The 18,785-nt window shown below is 72.3% G+C and carries 15 protein-coding genes and 2 rRNA genes; 10 read left to right on the forward strand and 7 right to left on the reverse strand.

From position 1 onward, the window contains the following. Together AOM46_RS00010 and rrf are read left to right on the forward strand one after the other, a co-directional pair. A 23S ribosomal RNA gene (locus tag AOM46_RS00010) occupies positions 1 to 218 on the forward strand; the annotation flags it as partial. A gap of 51 nt (positions 219 to 269) precedes the next feature. Beyond that, a 5S ribosomal RNA gene (rrf, locus tag AOM46_RS00015) occupies positions 270 to 386 on the forward strand. 121 nt (positions 387 to 507) lie between these two features. Here the strand turns inward: rrf and AOM46_RS00020 are convergent. From AOM46_RS00020 to AOM46_RS00040, 5 genes are read right to left on the reverse strand one after another with little or no spacing between them, the layout of a single operon-like run. Continuing rightward, complete coding sequence (locus AOM46_RS00020; RefSeq protein ID WP_062203676.1) at positions 508 to 1,815, reverse strand: DUF58 domain-containing protein; 1,308 nt, start codon at positions 1,813 to 1,815, stop codon at positions 508 to 510. Continuing rightward, positions 1,815 to 2,780 (reverse strand): MoxR family ATPase, encoded by a 966-nt coding sequence (locus AOM46_RS00025; RefSeq protein ID WP_062203679.1) that lies wholly within the window; start codon positions 2,778 to 2,780, stop codon positions 1,815 to 1,817. Before AOM46_RS00025 ends, AOM46_RS00020 begins: the two co-directional genes overlap by 1 nt. After that, complete coding sequence (locus AOM46_RS00030) at positions 2,777 to 4,045, reverse strand: DUF4350 domain-containing protein (RefSeq protein ID WP_062203682.1); 1,269 nt, start codon at positions 4,043 to 4,045, stop codon at positions 2,777 to 2,779. Before AOM46_RS00030 ends, AOM46_RS00025 begins: the two co-directional genes overlap by 4 nt. Then, positions 4,042 to 4,707 (reverse strand): DUF4129 domain-containing protein, encoded by a 666-nt coding sequence (locus tag AOM46_RS00035; RefSeq protein ID WP_062203685.1) that lies wholly within the window; start codon positions 4,705 to 4,707, stop codon positions 4,042 to 4,044. The genes AOM46_RS00030 and AOM46_RS00035 overlap by 4 nt, the downstream gene beginning before the upstream one ends. 4 nt (positions 4,708 to 4,711) lie before the next feature. Next, on the reverse strand, positions 4,712 to 5,842 hold the full coding sequence (locus AOM46_RS00040; RefSeq protein WP_062203688.1) for a hypothetical protein: 1,131 nt from the start codon (positions 5,840 to 5,842) through the stop codon (positions 4,712 to 4,714). 157 nt (positions 5,843 to 5,999) lie between these two features. Here AOM46_RS00040 and mtnA point away from each other — a divergent pair, with 157 nt between their 5' ends. From mtnA to AOM46_RS00075, 7 genes are all read left to right on the forward strand, one after another. Further along, positions 6,000 to 7,094 (forward strand): S-methyl-5-thioribose-1-phosphate isomerase, encoded by a 1,095-nt coding sequence (gene mtnA / locus AOM46_RS00045; RefSeq protein ID WP_078856334.1) that lies wholly within the window; start codon positions 6,000 to 6,002, stop codon positions 7,092 to 7,094. Further along, a complete protein-coding gene (gene mtrA, locus AOM46_RS00050; protein WP_062203694.1) occupies positions 7,091 to 7,768 on the forward strand; it encodes a two-component system response regulator MtrA in 678 nt (225 codons plus the stop codon). The genes mtnA and mtrA overlap by 4 nt, the downstream gene beginning before the upstream one ends. A gap of 62 nt (positions 7,769 to 7,830) precedes the next feature. Next, positions 7,831 to 9,666, forward strand: a complete 1,836-nt coding sequence (mtrB, locus tag AOM46_RS00055; RefSeq protein ID WP_062206138.1) for an MtrAB system histidine kinase MtrB — start codon at positions 7,831 to 7,833, stop codon at positions 9,664 to 9,666. Continuing rightward, the gene (locus AOM46_RS00060; protein ID WP_062203697.1) at positions 9,656 to 11,488 is read left to right on the forward strand and encodes an LpqB family beta-propeller domain-containing protein; all 1,833 of its coding nucleotides are present in this window, start codon (positions 9,656 to 9,658) and stop codon (positions 11,486 to 11,488) included. Before mtrB ends, AOM46_RS00060 begins: the two co-directional genes overlap by 11 nt. Before the next feature lie 123 nt (positions 11,489 to 11,611). Then, complete coding sequence (locus AOM46_RS00065; RefSeq protein ID WP_062203700.1) at positions 11,612 to 12,328, forward strand: ComF family protein; 717 nt, start codon at positions 11,612 to 11,614, stop codon at positions 12,326 to 12,328. Between the two features lie 333 nt (positions 12,329 to 12,661). After that, positions 12,662 to 13,348 carry a ribosome hibernation-promoting factor, HPF/YfiA family gene (gene hpf / locus AOM46_RS00070; RefSeq protein ID WP_062203703.1) on the forward strand — a complete coding sequence of 229 codons (687 nt, stop codon included), beginning with the start codon at positions 12,662 to 12,664 and terminating at the stop codon, positions 13,346 to 13,348. 120 nt (positions 13,349 to 13,468) lie between these two features. Beyond that, the gene (locus tag AOM46_RS00075) at positions 13,469 to 14,212 is read left to right on the forward strand and encodes a response regulator transcription factor (RefSeq protein ID WP_062203706.1); all 744 of its coding nucleotides are present in this window, start codon (positions 13,469 to 13,471) and stop codon (positions 14,210 to 14,212) included. 12 nt (positions 14,213 to 14,224) lie between these two features. On the opposite strand, the gene AOM46_RS00080 is transcribed toward AOM46_RS00075, so the two are convergent. Further along, on the reverse strand, positions 14,225 to 15,439 hold the full coding sequence (locus AOM46_RS00080; protein WP_062203709.1) for a winged helix-turn-helix domain-containing protein: 1,215 nt from the start codon (positions 15,437 to 15,439) through the stop codon (positions 14,225 to 14,227). Between the two features lie 130 nt (positions 15,440 to 15,569). On the opposite strand from AOM46_RS00080, the gene secA reads away from it, so the two are divergent. Further along, complete coding sequence (gene secA, locus AOM46_RS00085; protein ID WP_062203712.1) at positions 15,570 to 18,416, forward strand: preprotein translocase subunit SecA; 2,847 nt, start codon at positions 15,570 to 15,572, stop codon at positions 18,414 to 18,416. A 68-nt stretch (positions 18,417 to 18,484) separates the two neighbouring features. Here secA and AOM46_RS00090 read toward each other — a convergent pair whose 3' ends face one another. Beyond that, positions 18,485 to 18,769 carry an Rv3235 family protein gene (locus AOM46_RS00090; protein ID WP_234313568.1) on the reverse strand — a complete coding sequence of 95 codons (285 nt, stop codon included), beginning with the start codon at positions 18,767 to 18,769 and terminating at the stop codon, positions 18,485 to 18,487. Positions 18,770 to 18,785: the final 16 nt, after the last annotated feature.

Raw genomic sequence — 18,785 nt, forward strand, 5'->3', positions numbered from 1 at the left:
CTGGTGTGCCAGTTGTTCTGCCAAGGGCATGGCTGGTTGGCTACGTTCGGGAGGGATAACCGCTGAAAGCATCTAAGCGGGAAGCCTGCTTCGAGATGAGGACTCCCACCCACTTGATGGGGTAAGGCTCCCTGTAGACCACAGGGTTGATAGGCCGGAGATGGAAGCCTAGTGATAGGTGGAGTTGACCGGTACTAATAGGCCGAGGGCTTGTCCATAGATGCTCGCGTCCACTGTGAAGTTCGTTGTACGGCCACGCCTTTTAGGGTTCCGGTGGTCATGGCGAAGAGGAAACGCCCGGTTACATTCCGAACCCGGAAGCTAAGCTCTTCAGCGCCGATGGTACTGCATGGGGGACCGTGTGGGAGAGTAGGTCGCCGCCGGACAATTATTGAATAGAAGGGGTGGGGTTCACCGGTACCAATCGGTGAACCCCACCCCTTTTTTGTATTTCTGCATCTTTGGTTCTTTCGGGTATCCCCGCTTTCCGCTTCTACCGTGGACCGGTCACAGCTTGCCGGATGCCTTGAGGGAGAGATACGCGTCCGCGAGAGCGGGCGGGAGCTCGGCCGGTGGGGCCTCGACGACCGTGACGCCCATCGCTCGCAGCCGCTGTGCGGTGCGCCGGCGTTCCGCCCGGTGCTGCGCGGCGGCAGCGGCCTGGTAGACGGCGGTGACGCTGCCGCGCCGCTCGGCCAGCTCCTGGATCTGGGGGTCCCCGACGGCGGCGACCAGCACGGTATGGCGTTCGGTGAGCCGAGGCAGGATCGGCAGCAGGCCGGCCTCCACCGGCGCGGCGTCCAGGCCGGTGAAGAGCACCAGCAGGGCGCGGCGGGGCGCCTGGGCCAGGGTGGTGGCCGCCATCGCGCGGGTGTCGGTCTCCACCAACTCCGGTTCCAGCGCGGTGATCGCGTGGACCACGGCGGGCAGGGCGTCCGTTCCCGTTCGGCCGCGCACCGTGGCGCGGGTGGTGCGGTCGAAGGCGAGCAGATCGACCCGGTCTCCCGCGCGGGTGGCGAGGGCGGTGAGCAGCAGGGCCGCGTCCATGGCGGCGTCCAGCCGGGGGATGTCGCCCACCCGGCCGGCGGAGGTGCGGCCGGTGTCAAGGACCAGCAGCAGATGGCGGTCGCGTTCAGGGCGCCAGGTGCGGACGGCCACCTCGGACTGGCGCGCGGTGGCCCGCCAGTCGATCGAGCGGACGTCGTCGCCCGGCACATAGTCCCTGAGGCTGTCGAACTCCGTGCCCTCTCCCCTGGTCAACAGGGTGGTGCGGCCGTCGAGTTCGCGGAGCCTGGCGAGTTTCGCCGGCAGATGGCGGCGGCTGGTGAACGGGGGCAGCACCCGGACCAGCCAGGGCACCGAGTGGCTGCCCTGGCGTGCGGCCAGGCCCAGCGGGCCATGGGAGCGGATGGTGACCCGCACCGCCCGGTGGTCCCCGCGTCGGGTGGGGTGGAGCACCGTCGTCAGCCGGCGGCGTTCGCCGCCGGGGACGGTCAGCCGGTGCCGGGCGGCGGTGAAGGCGGCGCCTGGTTGCCAGGCGCTGGGCGGCCAGGCGTCGCGGAGATCGGCGCGGAGCGGGCGGCGGCTCGGGTTGGTGACCAGCAGCTGGACCTCGGCGGTCTCGCCGAGCCGTGCCGAGGTGCTGCCCGCGCGGGTCAGCCGCAGCGGGCGCACGGGCGCTGCCCGGGCCAGATCCCACAACACGCCGGCGAGCAGCGGCAGCAGCACGGCGAGGACGCCGTGCCAGCCGGGCAGCAGGCCGACGATCAGGCTGCCCAGCGCGGCGAGCAGCACGGTGCGCCCCGAGATCGCCATCAGCGCGGGACCGGGACGCGGGCCAGCAGGCCGGTCAGCACGCTGTCCGCGGTGATGCCCTCCATCTCCGCCTCGGGCCGGAGCTTGACGCGGTGGCGGAGCGTGGGCAGGGCGAGCGCCTTGACGTCGTCGGGGGTGACATAGTCGCGTCCGGAGAGCCAGGCCCAGGCGCGGGCGGTGGCCAGCAGCGCGGTGGCGCCCCGGGGCGAGGTGCCCAGGGAGAGCGAGGGCGAATCGCGGGTGGCGCGGCAGAGGTCCACCACATAGCCCGTGACCTCGGGCGCCATGGAGACCTTGTGGACCGCTTCGCGGGCGGCGGCCAGATCGGCCGCGGTCGCGACGGGTCGCACGCCGGCGCTCCGCAGATCGCGTGGATCGAATCCCGAGGCATGGCGGGTGAGAACGTCGATCTCCTGATCGCGGGTGGGGAGCGGAAGCGTCAACTTCAGAAGGAAACGGTCGAGTTGCGCCTCAGGCAGGGGGTAGGTGCCCTCGTACTCCACCGGGTTCTGGGTGGCGGCCACCATAAACGGGTCGGGCAGTGGGCGGGGCTTTCCGTCCACCGTGACCTGGCGTTCCTCCATGGCCTCCAGCAGCGACGACTGGGTCTTGGGCGGGGTGCGGTTGATCTCGTCGGCGATCAGCAGATGGGTGAAGACCGGGCCGGGCTGGAAGGAGAACTCCGCGCTGCGGGTGTCGTAGACCAGGGAGCCGGTGACATCGCTGGGCATCAGGTCGGGGGTGAACTGGACGCGTTTGGTGTCCAGTTCGAGCGCGGTGGCGAGGGTGCGGACCAGCAGGGTCTTGGCGACGCCCGGGACGCCTTCGAGAAGGACATGGCCTCGGCAGAGGAGCGCGACGACCAGGCCGGTGACGGCGGCGTCCTGGCCGACGACGGCCTTGCCGATCTCGGCGCGCAGGGACTCCAGTACCGCGTGCGGGGTTTCGGCTGATGGTGCGGTCACGAGCTGCGGTCCTCGCCTTCCGTGGAATCGGGATCATCGGGGGACCCGGGGTGTTCGGGGCCGGTCTGGTGGGTGACGCGGCGTTCCAGCGCGTCGAGTTGGTCGGCGAGGCGGATCAGCGCCCGGTCGTCGCCGGGGGGCGGGCCGAGGAGCAGGGCGTGGACGGCGGTGGGGGAGTCGCCCGTTCGGGCGGCGACGGCCGCCGGCAGGGCCTCGGCGTCCTGGGCGGCCGCCGGCGGGACGCCGACGAGCGGGGCGAGACGGTCGCGGGTGGCGGCGCGGAGCGCGTCGGCCGCGCGGTCGCGGGCGTCGGTCCGGTGGTAGAGGCGGGCGCGTCCCTCGGTGGTCTCGCTGGCCCGGACGGTGATCGGCAGGCGTTCGGTGATCACCGGGCCGAGGCGGCGGGCGCGCCAGAGCGCGGCCAGCGCGGCGGCGATGGCCAGTTGGAGCGCGGCCCAGCGCCAGCCGTCCGGGAGCAGTGCGGTCAGCGAGCGTTCGTCCGCGCTGTGGGGCGCCTCCTCGCCGCTGGGCAGGTACCAGACCAACCGGGGGTGGGCGCCGAGGAGTTGCAGGGCGAGGGAGGCGTTCCCCAGCTCGTCGAGGTGGTCGTTGTGGAGCAGTTCGGGGGTGCCGAGCAGCACGGTGTCGGCGCCGTCGGATGAGGCGCCGGCGGTCGGGGCGATCAGCAGCGTCGCGGCGCCGTCGGCCGGGTAGCAGGCGATCGTCCCCGGGGTGTCGTCCGGCGGGGCGTAGCGGTAGCCGCCGATTCTGGTGCTGCCGGCGCGTTCGGCGAACGGGGCGGCGCAGTGGGGCGCCCGTTCGGTGGCCTCGGCGGGCGGGCCGACCGCGATGTCGGGGGCGAACGTCTCGGTGGCGGTCGGCCCGGGGGCGACCAGCACGGTGCGTCCGCTGCCTCGGGCGGCCTGGCGCAGGGTGGCGGCGGCGTGGTCGGTGAGGGCTTCGGGGTGGGCGATCAGCAGGGTGGTGTCGGGCCCGGTGGCCTCGGCGGCCTCGGCGGCGGTGCCGGCCAGGGTGGTGGGGACGCCGCGTTCGGCGAGCAGTTCGGCGATGGCGCGGCTGCCGGTCGGCACGGTGGAGCGGGGGTGCAGGGTGCCGCTGTCGCCGGAGTTGAAGAGCGCCAGGATCAGCCCGGCGAGCAGCAGGGCGACCACGGCGAGCAGGGGGCCCCGGGAGCGGCGCCAGAGGTCGCGGGCGGTGGGGGAGAGCGCGGTCGGACGGTCGGGGCCGGCGGTGGTGGTGCTCATGGCGCGGTCCAGCCGGGTGCCGTCGCGAGCCGGGGCCTGGTGTCGCGCTGGGCCTCGTCCAGCGCGGTGAGACGGGCGTAGTCGTCGGCGGTGGCGGGCTGTTCGCCGTAGCTGACGGCGTCGAAGAGGGCGGCGGCGGCGAGCAGTCGGGGGCCGAGGTCGGGGAGGGCGTGGGCCGCTTCGGTGGCGGCCTCCGTCGCGGTGCGGCCCGGGCGTGGTTCGAGGAGGGCGCGTTCCTCCAGGGCGCGGACGATGGCGCGCATGCGTTCCCTGACGGCCTCGTTCCAGTGTCCGGCGGCGGCGTGTTCGGCGGCGGCGGCGCGGTGTTCGGCCGAGGTGCGGGGTCGGTCGGTGAAGAGGGTGCCGCCGCGTCCCGGGCCGGCCGCGCCGCGCAGCGCTCCCAGCCGTAGCCGGATGGCGAGCAGCAGCGCGGCGACCAGCAGGACGATGATCAGCAGCCCGAGCCAGCCGCCAGGGGCGTGGAAGGCGGCGGACTCCAGCGTGCCGAAGAGCCGTTCCCAGAGCCAGTTCCAGGCGCGGCGGACCAGTCCCGGCTCGTGCTGGGTGTAGGCGTGCTGGGACAGTTCGCGTTCGGCGGCCTCCCTGGCCGGGTCCCTGGGCACGCCGAGGGGAGCACCGGGCTCGTCCGCCGCGTGCCGCACGGGGTCACAGCCCCGGGCCGTCGGGGTCGGTGGGCCTGTCGATGCCCGCGGCGCGGGCGAGTTCGAGGTCCAGGGCCTCGCGGCGGATGCGTTGGTCGATATAGAGGAGGGCGGTGACGCCCGCGCTGATGGGGAGCGTGATGGTGGCCGCGATCACCGCGCCGATGCCGGAGAGGATCAGATAGGTCCAGCTGGTGTCGCTGAGGCCGCCGGTGAGGGCGTCGGTGCCGCTGCCGTCGATGAATCCGGCGATGGCGGCGGCCGGCAGTTCGATGATGCCGCTGACCACCAACACCAGGACCAGGACGAGGAGTTGGATGCCGAAGACTCGCCACCAGGCGTCCTGGACCAGTTTGGCGGAGCGGCGCAGGGACGGGATGACGCGTTGCCGTTCCAGCATCAGGGCGGGCGCGGCGAGGGAGAAGCGGATGTAGAGCCAGACGGCGAGCACCGCGCCGCCGAGGGTGGCGAGGACGGTGAGGCCGAAGTTGCCCGTGGCGGCGGCCAGGAGGGCGGGGACGGCGACGGCGAGCACGGCGAGCAGGGGCACCAGGAGGACGACGCCGAGCAGGCGCAGCAGTCGGTCCCTTGAGTCGGCCCAGGTCTCGGCGAGGGTGACGTCGCGGCCGAGGACGGCGCGGCTGACCACGATGGTCAGCATGGCGGTGGCGAGGACGCTGCCGAGCAGGGTGACCACGCCGGTGACCGAGCTGAAGGCGAACAGGTCGCCGAGGGCCTGGCGCAGTTCCTCGTCGGTGGGCTCGGGGTTGTTCTCCAGGGCGGCCAGGCCCTCGCTGTCGCTGAGCCAGAGCCGCATGGCGATGGTGGCGACGATCTGGGTGACGATGGCGACGCCCAGGCCGATGACCAGCACCGTGCGCCAGTGGGCGCGGGCGGTGGAGACGGCGCCGTCGAGCATCTCGCCGACGCCGAGGGGGTGGAGGGGGATCACGCCGGGTTTGGGGGCGCGGGGTGGTGGCTGCCAGCCGCCCCGGCCGGGGGCGGGGGCCTGGCCCCAGCCCTGTGGCGGTTGGCCGCCGGGTGGCGGCGCGCTCCGGTCGCCCCGGCCACCGGGGCCGTGCTCGGGGTCGGGGGACGAGGATCCGGGCGAGGCCCAGCCCGGCTTGTCGCTCACGGCTACTCCCTTTGCGTGTGGTTCCCCTGCGGCCGATTGACGGTCCCGCCGCGGTTCTTGGCGCCCATCGTGCCATGGCGGTGGTGACGCCGGGTCGGCCGCGTTCGCCGCGCCGACGTACCTTCTCTCCGCGGCCCCTGGGCGGCAGACTGGGTCAATGGTTGATCTCAGACTCCCTTCCCTGCGCTGGGCCGAGCCCCCCGAGGGCCCGGTGCTGGTGCTGCTCGACCAGACGAGGTTGCCCGCCGAGGAGGTGGAGCTGTCCGTCACCGATGTGCCGGGGCTGGTCGAGGCGATCAGGTCGCTGGTGGTGCGCGGTGCCCCGTTGCTCGGGGTGACGGGTGCCTATGGCGTGGCGCTGGCCGCCGCGCGGGGCTATGACGTGGCGGAGGCGGCGCGGTCGCTGGCCGAGGCGCGCCCGACGGCGGTGAACCTGGCGTACGGGGTGCGTCGGGCGGTGGCCGCCTATGACGCGGCGGGTGGTTCGGGGGAGCGGGCGGCGGCCGCGGCGTTGGCCGAGGCCAGGGCGCTGCACCGGGAGGACGTCGAGGACAGCGAGCGGATGGCGGCGTTCGGGCGTGAGCTGCTGGGCGAGCTGCTGCCGGGCGGGCGGTATCGGCTGTTGACGCACTGCAACACGGGTGCGTTGGTGTCGATGGGGGACGGTACGGCGTTCGCGGTGGCGCGGGCCGCTCATCTGGCGGGCGAGCTGCGGCGGTTGTGGGTGGACGAGACCAGGCCGCTGTTGCAGGGGGCCAGGCTGACGGCCTGGGAGGCGGCGCGCGCGGGGATGCCGTACTCGGTGCAGGTGGACGGCGCCGCCGGTTCGTTGTTCGCGGCGGGTGAGGTGGACGCGGTGCTGGTGGGGGCGGACCGGATCGCGGCGGACGGTTCGGTGGCCAACAAGGTCGGCACGTACGGGCTTTCGGTGCTGGCCAGGCATCACGGGGTGCCGTTTGTGGTGGTGGCGCCGGTGAGCACGGTGGATCTGGCGACGGCGGACGGTGCCGGGATCCGGATCGAGCAGCGGTCGGGGCACGAGGTGACGGAGTTGGCGCCGGGGGTTTCGGTGGCTCCGGTGGGGGCGCAGGCGTACAACCCGGCGTTCGATGTGACGCCGCCGGAGCTGGTGACGGCGATCGTCACGGACCGCGGGGTGGTGTCTCCGGTGGATCACGGTGCCCTTGCGGAAGTGTGTTCCAGATCACGTTCATATCAGTCGCCATCGGGCAATGGGATGATGGGTTCATGAAGGGACGCGTACTCGTCGTCGATGACGACACCGCGCTGGCGGAGATGCTGGGCATCGTGCTGCGTGGGGAGGGGTTCGAGCCGTCGTTTGTGGCGGATGGCGACAAGGCGCTCGCGGCCTTCCGGGAGATCAAGCCCGATCTGGTGCTGCTGGACCTGATGCTGCCCGGAAGGGACGGCATCGAGGTCTGCCGGCTGATCCGTGGCGAGTCGGGGGTGCCCATCGTCATGTTGACCGCCAAGAGCGACACGGTCGACGTGGTGGTCGGTCTTGAGTCGGGGGCCGATGACTACATCGTCAAACCGTTCAAGCCGAAGGAGCTGATCGCCCGGATCAGGGCGCGGCTGCGGCGCTCCGAGGAGCCGGCTCCGGAGCAGTTGGCGATCGGGGATCTGGTGATCGATGTCGCCGGGCATTCGGTGAAGCGTGGCAGCCAGGCCATCTCGTTGACTCCGTTGGAGTTCGACCTGCTGGTGGCGTTGGCGCGCAAGCCGTGGCAGGTGTTCACCCGTGAGGTGCTGCTCGAACAGGTGTGGGGCTATCGGCACGCGGCGGACACCCGGCTGGTCAATGTGCATGTGCAGCGGCTGCGTTCCAAGGTCGAGCGGGATCCGGAGCGTCCGGAGATCGTGGTGACCGTGCGGGGCGTCGGCTACAAGGCCGGATCGAGCTGAGACCCGGTCCAGCGGGGACTGGACCGAGCGAAAGAAACGAGCGACTGGAAGTGTCCGACCGGATGTGGTGGCACAGCTCCCGGCTGCTGTCGGAAGGAGCGACCAGCGGCCGGGCCCAGCCGGCGATCCGGATTTTCGGGCGGGTGGCGCGTGGTCCGCTGCTGTCCGTGATGCGGCTGTGGCGGCGCAACATCCAACTGCGGGTGGTGGCCAGCACGCTGCTGCTGTCGCTGGCCGTGGTGCTGGTGCTGGGCGTCGTGGTGGTGGGCCAGGTGCGCAACGGGCTGCTGGAGGCCAAACGGCAGACGGCGCAGAGCCAGGCCGACGGCGGGTTCGCGGTGGCCGAGGACCTGGCCGCCGACGCCGGGGAGAACGGCGACGCCTCCGCGGCGCAGAGCGTGGACACCAGCAGCTGGCTCAACAGCATCGTCGAACAGCTCGCCAGCGGCGGGCAGGGCGTCTACTACGTGGTGGCGCTCAGCTCCGAGCTGTCCCGGCCGCCGTTCGGCTCGGACTCCAGCCCGGCGCCGCCCAGGGGCACCCGTTCCATGGGGGACATCCGGGCCGGGGAGAGCATCTCGGCCGAGCTGCGGGAGGCCGTCGACCGGTATTCGGCGGCGCATCGGCAGTACGGCACCGTGGTGCGGCAGAACGGCGAGACCGAGGCCGCGCTGATCATCGGAAAGCGGCTGCCCGACAACGAGGGCAACCAGTACCAGCTCTACTACCTCTTCCCGTTCACCCAGGAGGAGAAGTCGCTGAGCCTGGTCACCGGCACGCTGGCCACCGCCGGGCTCTTCCTGGTGGCGCTGCTGGGCGCGATCGCCTGGCTGGTGGTCCGGCAGGTGGTGACGCCGGTGCGGATGGCGGCCAGGATCGCGGAACGGCTGGCGGCCGGCCGGTTGCAGGAGCGGATGAAGGTCAGCGGCGAGGACGATATCGCGCGGCTCGGCGAGTCGTTCAACAAGATGGCCCGCAACCTTCAGCTCCAGATCACGCAGCTGGAGGAGCTGTCCCGGATGCAGCGCCGCTTTGTCTCGGATGTGTCGCACGAGCTGCGCACCCCGCTGACCACGGTGCGGATGGCGGCCGATGTGATCCACGAGTCGCGCGGCGACTTCGACCCGGCGACGGCGCGCTCCGCCGAGCTGCTGCTCAGCCAGCTGGACCGGTTCGAGTCGCTGCTGGGCGATCTGCTGGAGATCAGCAGGTTCGACGCGGGCGCCGCCCATCTGGAGGCGGAGCCGGCCGATCTGCGGGATGTCGTGCACCGGGTCGTCGAGGGCGCCGAGCCGCTGGCCGAACGGAAGGGCGGTCGGCTGCTGGTCAGGGGCGATGGCTCGCCGGTGGTCGCCGAGGTCGATCCGCGCCGGATCGAGCGGGTGCTGCGCAATCTGGTGGTCAACGCGATCGAGCACGGCGAGGGCCGCGATGTGGTGGTGCGGCTGGCCGCCGGCCGGGACGGCCAGGCGGTGGCCGTGGCCGTGCGGGACTACGGCATCGGGCTGCGGCCCGGCGAGGCGGAACGTGTCTTCAACCGCTTCTGGCGCGCGGATCCGGCGCGGGCGCGCACCACGGGCGGCACTGGCCTGGGGCTGTCCATCGCGATGGAGGACGCCCGACTGCACGGCGGGCTGCTGGAGGCGTGGGGCGAGCCGGGCGGCGGCGCGCAGTTCCGGCTGACGCTGCCCTGCACGGTGGGCGCCACGCCGCGCAGCTCCCCGCTGCCGCTGGAGCCGGACGACTCGCAGGCCCGCCGGGCGCTGCGGGCCGGCGCGGTCGCGGGGGCCCGCGCGGTCTCCGCGCCGCCGGGCGCGCCGCCCGGCGCGGCGTCGGACGCGGACGCGTCGGACGGTTCGGACACGTCAGCGCCCGGGGAGGCCGGCCATGAACGGTGAGCGGACGCGGGGCGGCTGGCGGTGGGTCGGGCTGCTGACCGCCGCCCTGACCCTGGCCGGCTGCGCGTCGATGCCGGGCAGCGGCTCGGTGCAGCGGGTGGACGCCTCGCAGCGGGCGGAGGGCGATTCCCAGGTGCGGGTGGACGGCGTCAGCCCCCAGGAGAACGCCTCCCCGCAGGAGATCGTGCGCGGCTTCCTGGAAGCGGTGACCAGCGACGACGCCGAGTACGAGACGGCGAAGGAGTATCTGACGCCGGAGCGGCGCGAGGCATGGGATCCGTTCCACAGCATCACGGTGCTGGCCAACGGCCCGATCTTCGAGCTGACCGGCCGGGACGCCGTGCCGGACGAGGACGCCGAGACCGACCAGGTGGAGGTCAGCGGCTCCCGGCTGGCCGAGGTCAACGACGGGCATGTCTACACGCCGCGCGACGACGACTTCCGGACGGTGTTCCTGCTGCGGATGGTCGATCAGCAGTGGCGGATCGACAGCCTGCCGGACGGGCTGGTGATGGGCGAAGCGGACTTCCGCCGGATCTACCACGCCGTCAGCACCTACTATTACGCGGATCTCGCCGCCGAGTCGGACCGCGCCCAGCGGGGCGACGGGGTGCTGGTGCCGGATCCGATCTATGTGCGGCGCCGGGTGGAGCCGGTCTCCGAGGCGGTGCGCACCCTGCTGGCCGGCCCCAGCGAATGGCTGAGCCCGGTGGTCACCTCCGCCTTCCCCAGCGGTGTGCGGCTGACCGACGACGGCGTGAACATCGACGGCGGCGGTCGGCTCAGCCTCCGCATCGACGGCATCCCCGACGAATGGCCGGCCCCGCGCTGCGAACGGATGGCGGCGCAGGTGCTGCACACCGCGCGGGACGTGGCCTCCGTGGAGATCAGCGAGGTCCGGCTGCGCTCCGCCTCGGGCGGTCAGCTCTGCACCCAGACGGCCGCCGAGGTGCGCGATCTGGCGCCCGGGCTGCTGGACGGCGACGGCGGCCAGGGCTACTTCCTGGACGAGGCGCGGCGCCTGGTGTCGCTCTCCGCCGACCACGCCGACAAGCCGTATCCGGTCAGCGGGCCGCTCGGGCAGGGCGATGTCGTGCTGCGCAGCGCCGCCGTCAGCCGGGACGGCGACTCGGCGGCCGGGGTGAGCGAGGACGGCAGCACGCTCTATGTCGCCCCGCTGGACGGCCGGGACGCGGAGCTCGAAGCGCTGCCACTGGCCGATCCGGCGGACGAGAACGGCGGGCTGACCGCGCCGAGTTGGGACGGTCTCGGCGATCTGTGGCTGGCCGACCGGGATGCCGAGGAGCCCGGGTTGCTGCGGCTCAGCGCCGGCCGGGGCGAACCCCGCGAGGTGCCCGTCGACGGGCTGGGCGCGGGGCAGCGGATCGAGGCGCTGCGAGTGGCGCCGGACGGGGTGCGGATCGCCATGCTGATCGGCGACGGGGAGCGCAGCTCCCTGATGCTCGGCCGGGTGGAGCGGGTCGGCTCGGAGCAGGGCGTCGCCGTGACGGTGAACGAGCCGAGGCCGGTCGCCCCGCAGCTGGCGGACACGGTGGCGGTCTCCTGGGCCGGCGACCAGGGGCTGGTCGTGGTCGGCCGGCCGGTCGACGGCGTGGAGCAGATCAGCTATGTGGAGACGGACGGCTCCACGGGGGGCGCGCCCAGTGTGCCCGGGCTCAACGATGTGCGCGCGGTGGCCGCGAGCGAGGAGGAGAGCCGTCCGATGCTGGCCGAGAGCGGCGGCCGGATCGCCAGGCTGGGCGACGACGGTCAGTGGAAGCTGGTCGCCGAATCCGGCTCCGCGCCGTTCTACCCGGGCTGACCCCCCGGGCTCGTCCCCCTGCGGGGTGGACGGCGCGGCTCGAAGTTGACCTCGCCTCGCCCGTCGGGGGGAACCGCCCCGGTTGACGGCGCCCCGCCGGCGTGGATCGGGGACGGTGGGGCCATGCGCGGATGGTGGCGGGAGATCTCCTCCCTGGTGCTGCCCACCGAGTGCGCCGGCTGTGGCCGGGGGCGTTCGGCGGTGTGCGCCGGGTGCGTGGCCGAGCTGGGCACGGGGCGGGCGCGTCAGGTGCGGCCGACGCCCAGACCGGCGGGGCTGCCGCCGGTCTGGGCGGCCACCGCCTACGCGGACCGGGCGCGCGGGATGCTGTTGGCCCACAAGGAACGCGGGATGTTGGGTCTGGCCGGGCCGCTGGGCGCGGCGCTGGCGCGCAGCGCGCGGGCCGCCGCGGTCGCCTCGGGCGGCGAGCCGGGCCCGGGCGCCGTGCCCCTGGTGCTGGTTCCGGTGCCGTCGGCCCGGCTGGCCGTGGCCAGGCGCGGGCACGATCCGACGCGCCGGATCGCGTTGCGGGCGGCGGCGCGGCTCCGCCGGGACGGGCTGGCGGTCCGGGTGCTGCCGGCGCTGCGCTTCGTCCGCCCGGTGCTGGACCAGGTGGGCCTGGCGGCGCCGGAGCGGGCGGCGAACCTGGCGGGGGCGCTCGGCGTACGCCCCGGGCCGAGCCTGGTCGGGGTGCCCGTGCTGGTGGTGGACGACGTGGTGACGACGGGCGCCTCGCTGGCCGAGGCCGCTCGGACCCTGCGTCGGGCCGGTGCTCTGGTGTGGGGCGGCGCGGTGGTCGCCGGGCCCTCGGGGGAGTGGATCGACCGGACGCGTGGGTAGGGGCGCCACACCGGGACGGACAGCGGTACGTTCGAAAGAGACGGAAGCGATCGAAGCGGCCGAAGCGACGGGACAGACGGAACAGATGGAAGGGGACGGTTTGTTCGCCCCATCCGTTATAAGTGCATACAGGTTTGTGATCGCGATCGGTCGACTCTTGAGCGTCTGCCCAGGGCAACGGGAGGTGTTGATCTTCCTCACCGGGGAAGGGGAGGTGCAAGTCGTAACCCCGACGTAACGCCGGGGTCGGGCCGTGGACACCGGCTCGCCCCGCGCCATCGCACCAAGGAGGGGCCGCGCCGAGAGGCGGGTTCCTTCGGGAACGGAGTTCGCGTGGACATCGTCGTCAAGGGCCGCAAGACCGAGGTGCCGGAGCGTTTCCGGCGGCATGTGGCCGAGAAGCTGAAGCTGGACAAGATCCAGAGGATCGACGGCAAGGTGACACGCCTCGACGTGGAAGTGTCCAAGGAACACAACCCGCGTCAGGCGGACCGTTCCGACCGGGTGGAGATCACCCTGCGCCATCGCGGTCCGGTGGTCCGGGCCGAGGCGGCCGCGGCCGATCCGTATGCCGCGCTCGATCTGGCGGTCGAGAAGCTGGAGTCCCGGCTCCGTCGGGAGAACGACAAGCGCACCTCGCGCCGTGGGCGCGGTCGCATTCCCGCCAGCGAGGTGGCCGACGTGGTGCCGGACGCGGTCACGGTGGATGTCGGCGGGGTGCCGGCCCCCTCGGCCGAGCCCGAGGTGCCGGTGCGGCGGGTCGGGCCCGTGGTGGTGGAGGGCGACGGTCCGCTGGTGGTCAGGGAGAAGACGCACACGGCGGCTCCCATGGGCCTGGACCAGGCGCTCTACGAGATGGAGCTCGTCGGCCACGACTTCTATCTGTTCGTCGACATCGAGACCAAGCAGCCCAGCGTGGTGTACCGGCGGCACGCGTATGACTACGGTGTGATCCGGCTGGAGACCGATCCGCTGAGCGAGGTCGCCCCCGAGGGCGCCGGCGGCGCGCTCGGCGGCTGACCGGGCCCGTTCACCTGGGCACCCTTGGCCGGATCGTGGATCCGGCCAAGGGTGCCGCCATGGAATCATGGGGTTGCCGAGTGTGGCGGCGCGTACCAGCCCGGCCAGGGGGAGGATTCGATGGTGGACACGTTCGGGCCCAGGATGCCCAGGGGGCGGCCGGCGGCCCGCGAGGAGCGGGCGCCGGCGGCGGAGCGCGAACCGATCCGGGTGTTGGTGGTGGACGATCACGAGCTGTTCCGCCGGGGGTTGGAGATCGTGCTCGCCCAGGAGGCGGACATCGAGGTGATCGGGGAGGCGGGGGACGGCGCCGAGGCGGTGGAGAAGGCCGCCGACCTGCTGCCCGACATCGTGCTGATGGATGTGCGGATGCCCAGGCGGGGCGGGATCGAGGCGTGTACCTCGATCAAGGAGGTGGCCCCCTCCGCCCGGATCATCATGCTCACCATCAGCGACGAGGAGGCCGACCTCTATGACGCGATCAAGGCCGGCGCCACCGGCTATCTCCTCAAGGAGATCTCCACCGACGAGGTGACGGCCGCGATCCGGGCGGTGGCCGACGGGCAGTCGCAGATCAGCCCCTCGATGGCGGCCAAGCTGCTGACCGAGTTCAAGTCGATGATCCAACGCACCGACGAGCGCCGGCTGGTGCCCGCCCCGAGGCTCACCGACCGGGAGCTTGAGGTGCTCAAGCTGGTGGCCACGGGGAAGAACAACCGGGACATCGCCAAGGAGCTGTTCATCAGCGAGAACACCGTCAAGAACCATGTGCGCAACATCCTGGAGAAGCTGCAGCTGCACTCCCGGATGGAGGCCGTGGTCTATGCCATGCGGGAGAAGATCCTGGATCTGGAGACGGGCTGATCGGGGTCCGGGTCATGGCGTCGCCGGCTGGGCCACGGCCACGGCGGCGGACAGCGGGGCGGTCAGCTCGGGCGGGGTGCAGCGCTCCACCCTGACCTGGTCGCAGCCGACCCAGCTCGCCGCCTCGACCAGCGCCTCGGCCATCGCCGGCACCGCCTTGGCCGCCTGCGGAAGGGCGCCCTCGAAGGCGGCGTGCCGGGCGACCAGCGTGCTCCCCTCGCGGGCCGGGTCCACCCGCCCCAGCAGCCGGCCGCCGGCGAGCAGCGGCATCGCGAAGTAGCCGTATATCCGCTTGGGGCGGGGCACATACGCCTCCAGCCGGTGGGTGAAGCCGAAGATCCGCTCCGTGCGCGGACGGTCCCAGACCAGGGAGTCGAACGGGGAGAGCAGCGTGGTGCGGTGCCGGCCGCGCGGCGGTGTGGCCAGGGCGGCGGGATCGGCCCACGCGCGGTGCCGGCCGCTCCGGCTCTCGGCCGCCGGCCAGCCGGCCACCTCGACCGGGACCAGCCCCGTGTCCCTGATCACCGCCTCCACGGCGTCGGCCCGCAGCCGGTGGTAGTCGGCCAGATCCGCCTGGGTGGCGACCCCCATCGCGGCGCCGGCCTGGGCCACCAGACGTCGCAGGCACTCCTCGTCCGTCAACCGATCGTGGTAAAGCTCCTCGGGCACCGCTCGCTCCGGCAGGTCGTAGACGCGCTTCCAGCCACGGCGGCTGGTGACCACCACATCGCCCGTCGACAGGGCCCGCTCGACGGCGACCTTGCTCTCGCTCCAGTCCCACCACAGGCCGCCGTTCTTCGCGCCGCCCAACTCCGTTGCCGTGAGCGGGCCCTCGGCGCGCAGCTGGTCGAGCACCCGGCGGTGGTCCGAGCCCGACGGCCGCTGGCCGTCCCGGTACCGCTGCTGATAGCCGCGGCGGCGGAAGGCGAACAGCGGCCACTCCTCGATCGGCAGCACACAGGCCGCGTGCGACCAGTACTCGAAGGCGCGCTCGCCCGTCCAGTACGCCGACTCGACGGCCTCCCGGCCGACCGCGCCGAGCCGGGCGTAGGGGAGCAGCTCGTGCGAGCGGGCGAGCACGGAGATCGTGTCCAGCTGGACGGCGCCGAGACGCCGGAGCACGCCGGGCACCCCGCCACGGCGGTCGGGGGCGCCGAGCAGCCCCTGGGCCCGGAGGGCGATGCGGCGAGCCTCGTCGGCGGAGAGGGAGAATCCAGCAGCAGTCATAGCGGGATGGTAGGACCGACCACTGACACCCGTCGTGGCGCTCGCATACCATGGCCGGTGCGGCGGGGCCATCTCGCTGTGCCCGCGCCTTCAGTCGCGCCAGGCCCGACCGGCAAGGAGACCAGCCCTCGTGTCCGTCTTCAACAAGATCATGCGTGCAGGCGAAGGCAAGATCCTGCGCAGGCTGCAGCGCCTCGCCAGAGAGGTCAACTCGATCGAAGAGGACTTCGTCAACCTGACGGACGCCGAGTTGCGGGCCCTTACCGACGAGTACAAGGAGCGGTACGCCGGCGGCGAGAGCCTGGACGATCTGCTCCCGGAGGCGTTCGCCACGGTCCGTGAGGGGGCCAAGCGGGTACTGGGCCAGCGGCACTACGACGTGCAGCTGATGGGCGGCGCCGCGATGCATCTGGGCTATGTGGCCGAGATGAAGACCGGTGAGGGCAAGACCCTGGCCGGCACGCTCCCCGCCTATCTCAACGCGCTCTCCGGCAAGGGCGTGCACATCATCACGGTCAACGACTACCTGGCACAGCGTGACTCGGAGTGGATGGGCCGGGTGCACCGCTTCCTCGGCCTGAGCGTGGGCTGCATCACCTCGGGGATGCGTCCGGCGCAGCGCCGTGAGCAGTACGGCTGCGATATCACCTACGGCACCAACAACGAGTTCGGCTTCGACTACCTGCGCGACAACATGGCGTGGTCGAAGGAGGAGTTGGTGCAGCGCGGCCACAACTTCGCCACCGTGGACGAGGTGGACTCGATCCTGATCGACGAGGCCAGGACCCCGTTGATCATCTCGGGCCCCGCCGACCAGGCCACCAAGTGGTACGCGGACTTCGCCAAGCTGGCCAAGCGCCTGGAGAAGGGCGAGGCGGCCGTTCCCACGCGGCAGCAGGCCGAGACGGGCGACTACGACGTCGACGAGAAGAAGCGCACGGTCGCCATCCACGACGCCGGGGTCAGCAAGGTCGAGGACTGGCTGGGCATCGACAACCTCTACGAGTCGGTCAACACCCCGCTCGTCGGCTATCTGAACAACGCCATCAAGGCGAAGGAACTGTTCAAGAAGGACAAGGACTACGTCGTCATCGACGGCGAGGTCGTGATCGTCGATGAGCACACCGGACGCATTCTGGCCGGGCGGCGCTACAACGAGGGCATGCACCAGGCGATCGAGGCCAAGGAGGGGGTGAAGATCAAGGACGAGAACCAGACGCTCGCCAAGATCACCCTCCAGAACTACTTCCGGCTCTACGACCGGCTCTCCGGCATGACCGGTACGGCGATGACCGAGGCGGCCGAGTTCCACCAGATCTACAAGCTCGGCGTGGTCCCGATCCCCACGCACCGCCCGATGGCCCGCAAGGACCAGGCGGACCTGATCTACCGCACCGAGGTGGCCAAGTTCGCCGCCGTGGTGGACGACATCGTGGAGAAGCACGAGAAGGGCCAGCCGGTGCTGGTCGGCACGACCTCGGTGGAGAAGTCCGAGTACCTGTCGCAGCAGCTCAACAAGCGCGGCGCCCGGCACGAGGTGCTGAACGCGAAGAACCACGAGCGGGAGGCGGCGATCGTCGCCAAGGCCGGCCGCAAGGGCGCGGTCACGGTGGCCACCAACATGGCCGGCCGTGGCACCGACATCAAGCTCGGCGGCAACCCGGACGACATCGCCGAGGAGGAGCTGCGCGGCAAGGGGCTCGACCCGGTGGAGAACGCCGAGGAGTGGGCGGCCGCGCTGCCCGCCGCGCTGGAGCGCGCGAAGCAGGCGGTCGAGGCCGAGTTCGAGGAGGTCAAGGGGCTCGGCGGGCTCTATGTGCTGGGCACCGAGCGGCACGAGTCGCGCCGGATCGACAACCAGCTGCGCGGTCGTTCCGGCCGGCAGGGCGACCCGGGCGAGTCCCGTTTCTACCTCTCGCTGGGCGACGACCTGATGCGGCTGTTCAAGGCGCAGATGGTCGAGCGGGTGATGGCCATGGCCAACGTGCCCGACGATGTGCCGATCGAGAACAAGATGGTCACCCGCGCGATCGCGTCCGCGCAGGGACAGGTCGAGCAGCAGAACTTCGAGATCCGGAAGAACGTCCTCAAGTACGACGAGGTGCTCAACCGGCAGCGCGAGGTCATCTACAGCGAGCGGCACCGGGTGCTCTCCGGTGAGGATCTGCACGAGCAGGTGCGGTTCTTCATGGACGACACCATTGAGGCGTATGTCCAGGCGGAGACCGTGGAGGGCTTCGCCGAGGAGTGGGACATGGAGCGGCTCTGGGGGGCGTTCAAGCAGCTCTACCCGGTGTCCGTGACGGTCGAGGAGCTGGAGGAGGAGTGCGGCGGCCGGGACGGGCTGACGCCGGAGTTCATCGCCGACTCCGTCAAGGAGGACGTCTCCAAGCAGTACGACAAGCGCGAGGAGGAGCTGGGCTCCGAGGTGATGCGCGAGCTGGAGCGCCGGGTGGTGCTCTCCGTGCTGGACCGCAAGTGGCGTGAGCACCTTTACGAGATGGACTACCTCCAGGAGGGCATCGGGCTGCGGGCGATGGCGCAGCGCGACCCGGTGGTGGAGTTCCAGCGCGAGGGCTTCGACATGTTCACCGCCATGATGGACGGCATCAAGGAGGAGTCCGTCGGCTATCTGTTCAACCTGGAGGTCCAGGTGGAGCGGCAGGTCGAGCAGGTCCCGGTGCAGGGCGGCGACAAGGAGCAGGAGGCCGCCGGCGAGGAGCGGCGGGCCCCGGCCGGCGCCGCGCAGGGCGGGGCGCGCCCCGCGATCCTGGCCAAGGGCCTGGAGGCGCCCAAGCGCGCCGAGGGGCTGCGGTTCTCCGCGCCGACGGTGGACGGCGCCGGCGGCGTGGTGGAGGGCGACTTCGCCGCGGGCGACGGTGCTCCGGCCGCCGAGGCCACCAGCTCCGGCTCCGGCCAGACCCGCGCCGAGCGCCGCAAGGCCCAGAAGGGCGGCGGCCGGCGCCGCAAGAAGTGACGGCACGGCGTTGAGCGGCCCTCGGGGGCGCGTCCCGGGCGGGACGCGCCCCCGAGGCGTGTCCGGCGTCAGGGCACCGTGTCCAGCTCGACGGCGGTGCAGCGCCAGCCGCCGCCGGGACGTCGCTCCAGCCGGAAGGCGAGCGCCCTGGTGCGCTCGCCGACCCGGACCAGGGCGCACGCCTCGATGGCCGAGCTGGCCGGGCAGGAGCCGCGCACCAGCAGGAGCCTGGGCGCCGGGCCGCCGCCCTCGGGGCGCAGCGGGGCGAGGGGGGCGAGCTGGCCGAGTTGTTCGTACGCCGTGTCCCTGACGTGCCCGAGGAGGATCGTGACCGGGCGCTGACCGCTGAGCACCAGCAGGAGCCGGCCG

The sequence above is a fragment of the Streptomyces sp. NBRC 109706 genome (genome assembly GCF_000974485.1).
GTDB lineage: Bacteria > Actinomycetota > Actinomycetes > Streptomycetales > Streptomycetaceae > Streptomyces.

Excerpts from the sequence above, each read along its gene's own strand:
- AOM46_RS00020 (WP_062203676.1), bottom strand. The coding sequence starts at position 1,815 with ATGGCGATCTCGGGGCGCACCGTGCTGCTCGCCGCGCTGGGCAGCCTG.
- AOM46_RS00030 (WP_062203682.1), bottom strand. The coding sequence starts at position 4,045 with ATGAGCACCACCACCGCCGGCCCCGACCGTCCGACCGCGCTCTCCCCC.
- mtnA (WP_078856334.1), top strand. The coding sequence starts at position 6,000 with ATGGTTGATCTCAGACTCCCTTCCCTGCGCTGGGCCGAGCCCCCCGAG.
- mtrA (WP_062203694.1), top strand. The coding sequence starts at position 7,091 with ATGAAGGGACGCGTACTCGTCGTCGATGACGACACCGCGCTGGCGGAG.
- mtrB (WP_062206138.1), top strand. The coding sequence starts at position 7,831 with ATGTGGTGGCACAGCTCCCGGCTGCTGTCGGAAGGAGCGACCAGCGGC.
- AOM46_RS00060 (WP_062203697.1), top strand. The coding sequence starts at position 9,656 with ATGAACGGTGAGCGGACGCGGGGCGGCTGGCGGTGGGTCGGGCTGCTG.
- AOM46_RS00065 (WP_062203700.1), top strand. The coding sequence starts at position 11,612 with ATGCGCGGATGGTGGCGGGAGATCTCCTCCCTGGTGCTGCCCACCGAG.
- AOM46_RS00075 (WP_062203706.1), top strand. The coding sequence starts at position 13,469 with ATGGTGGACACGTTCGGGCCCAGGATGCCCAGGGGGCGGCCGGCGGCC.
- AOM46_RS00080 (WP_062203709.1), bottom strand. The coding sequence starts at position 15,439 with ATGACTGCTGCTGGATTCTCCCTCTCCGCCGACGAGGCTCGCCGCATC.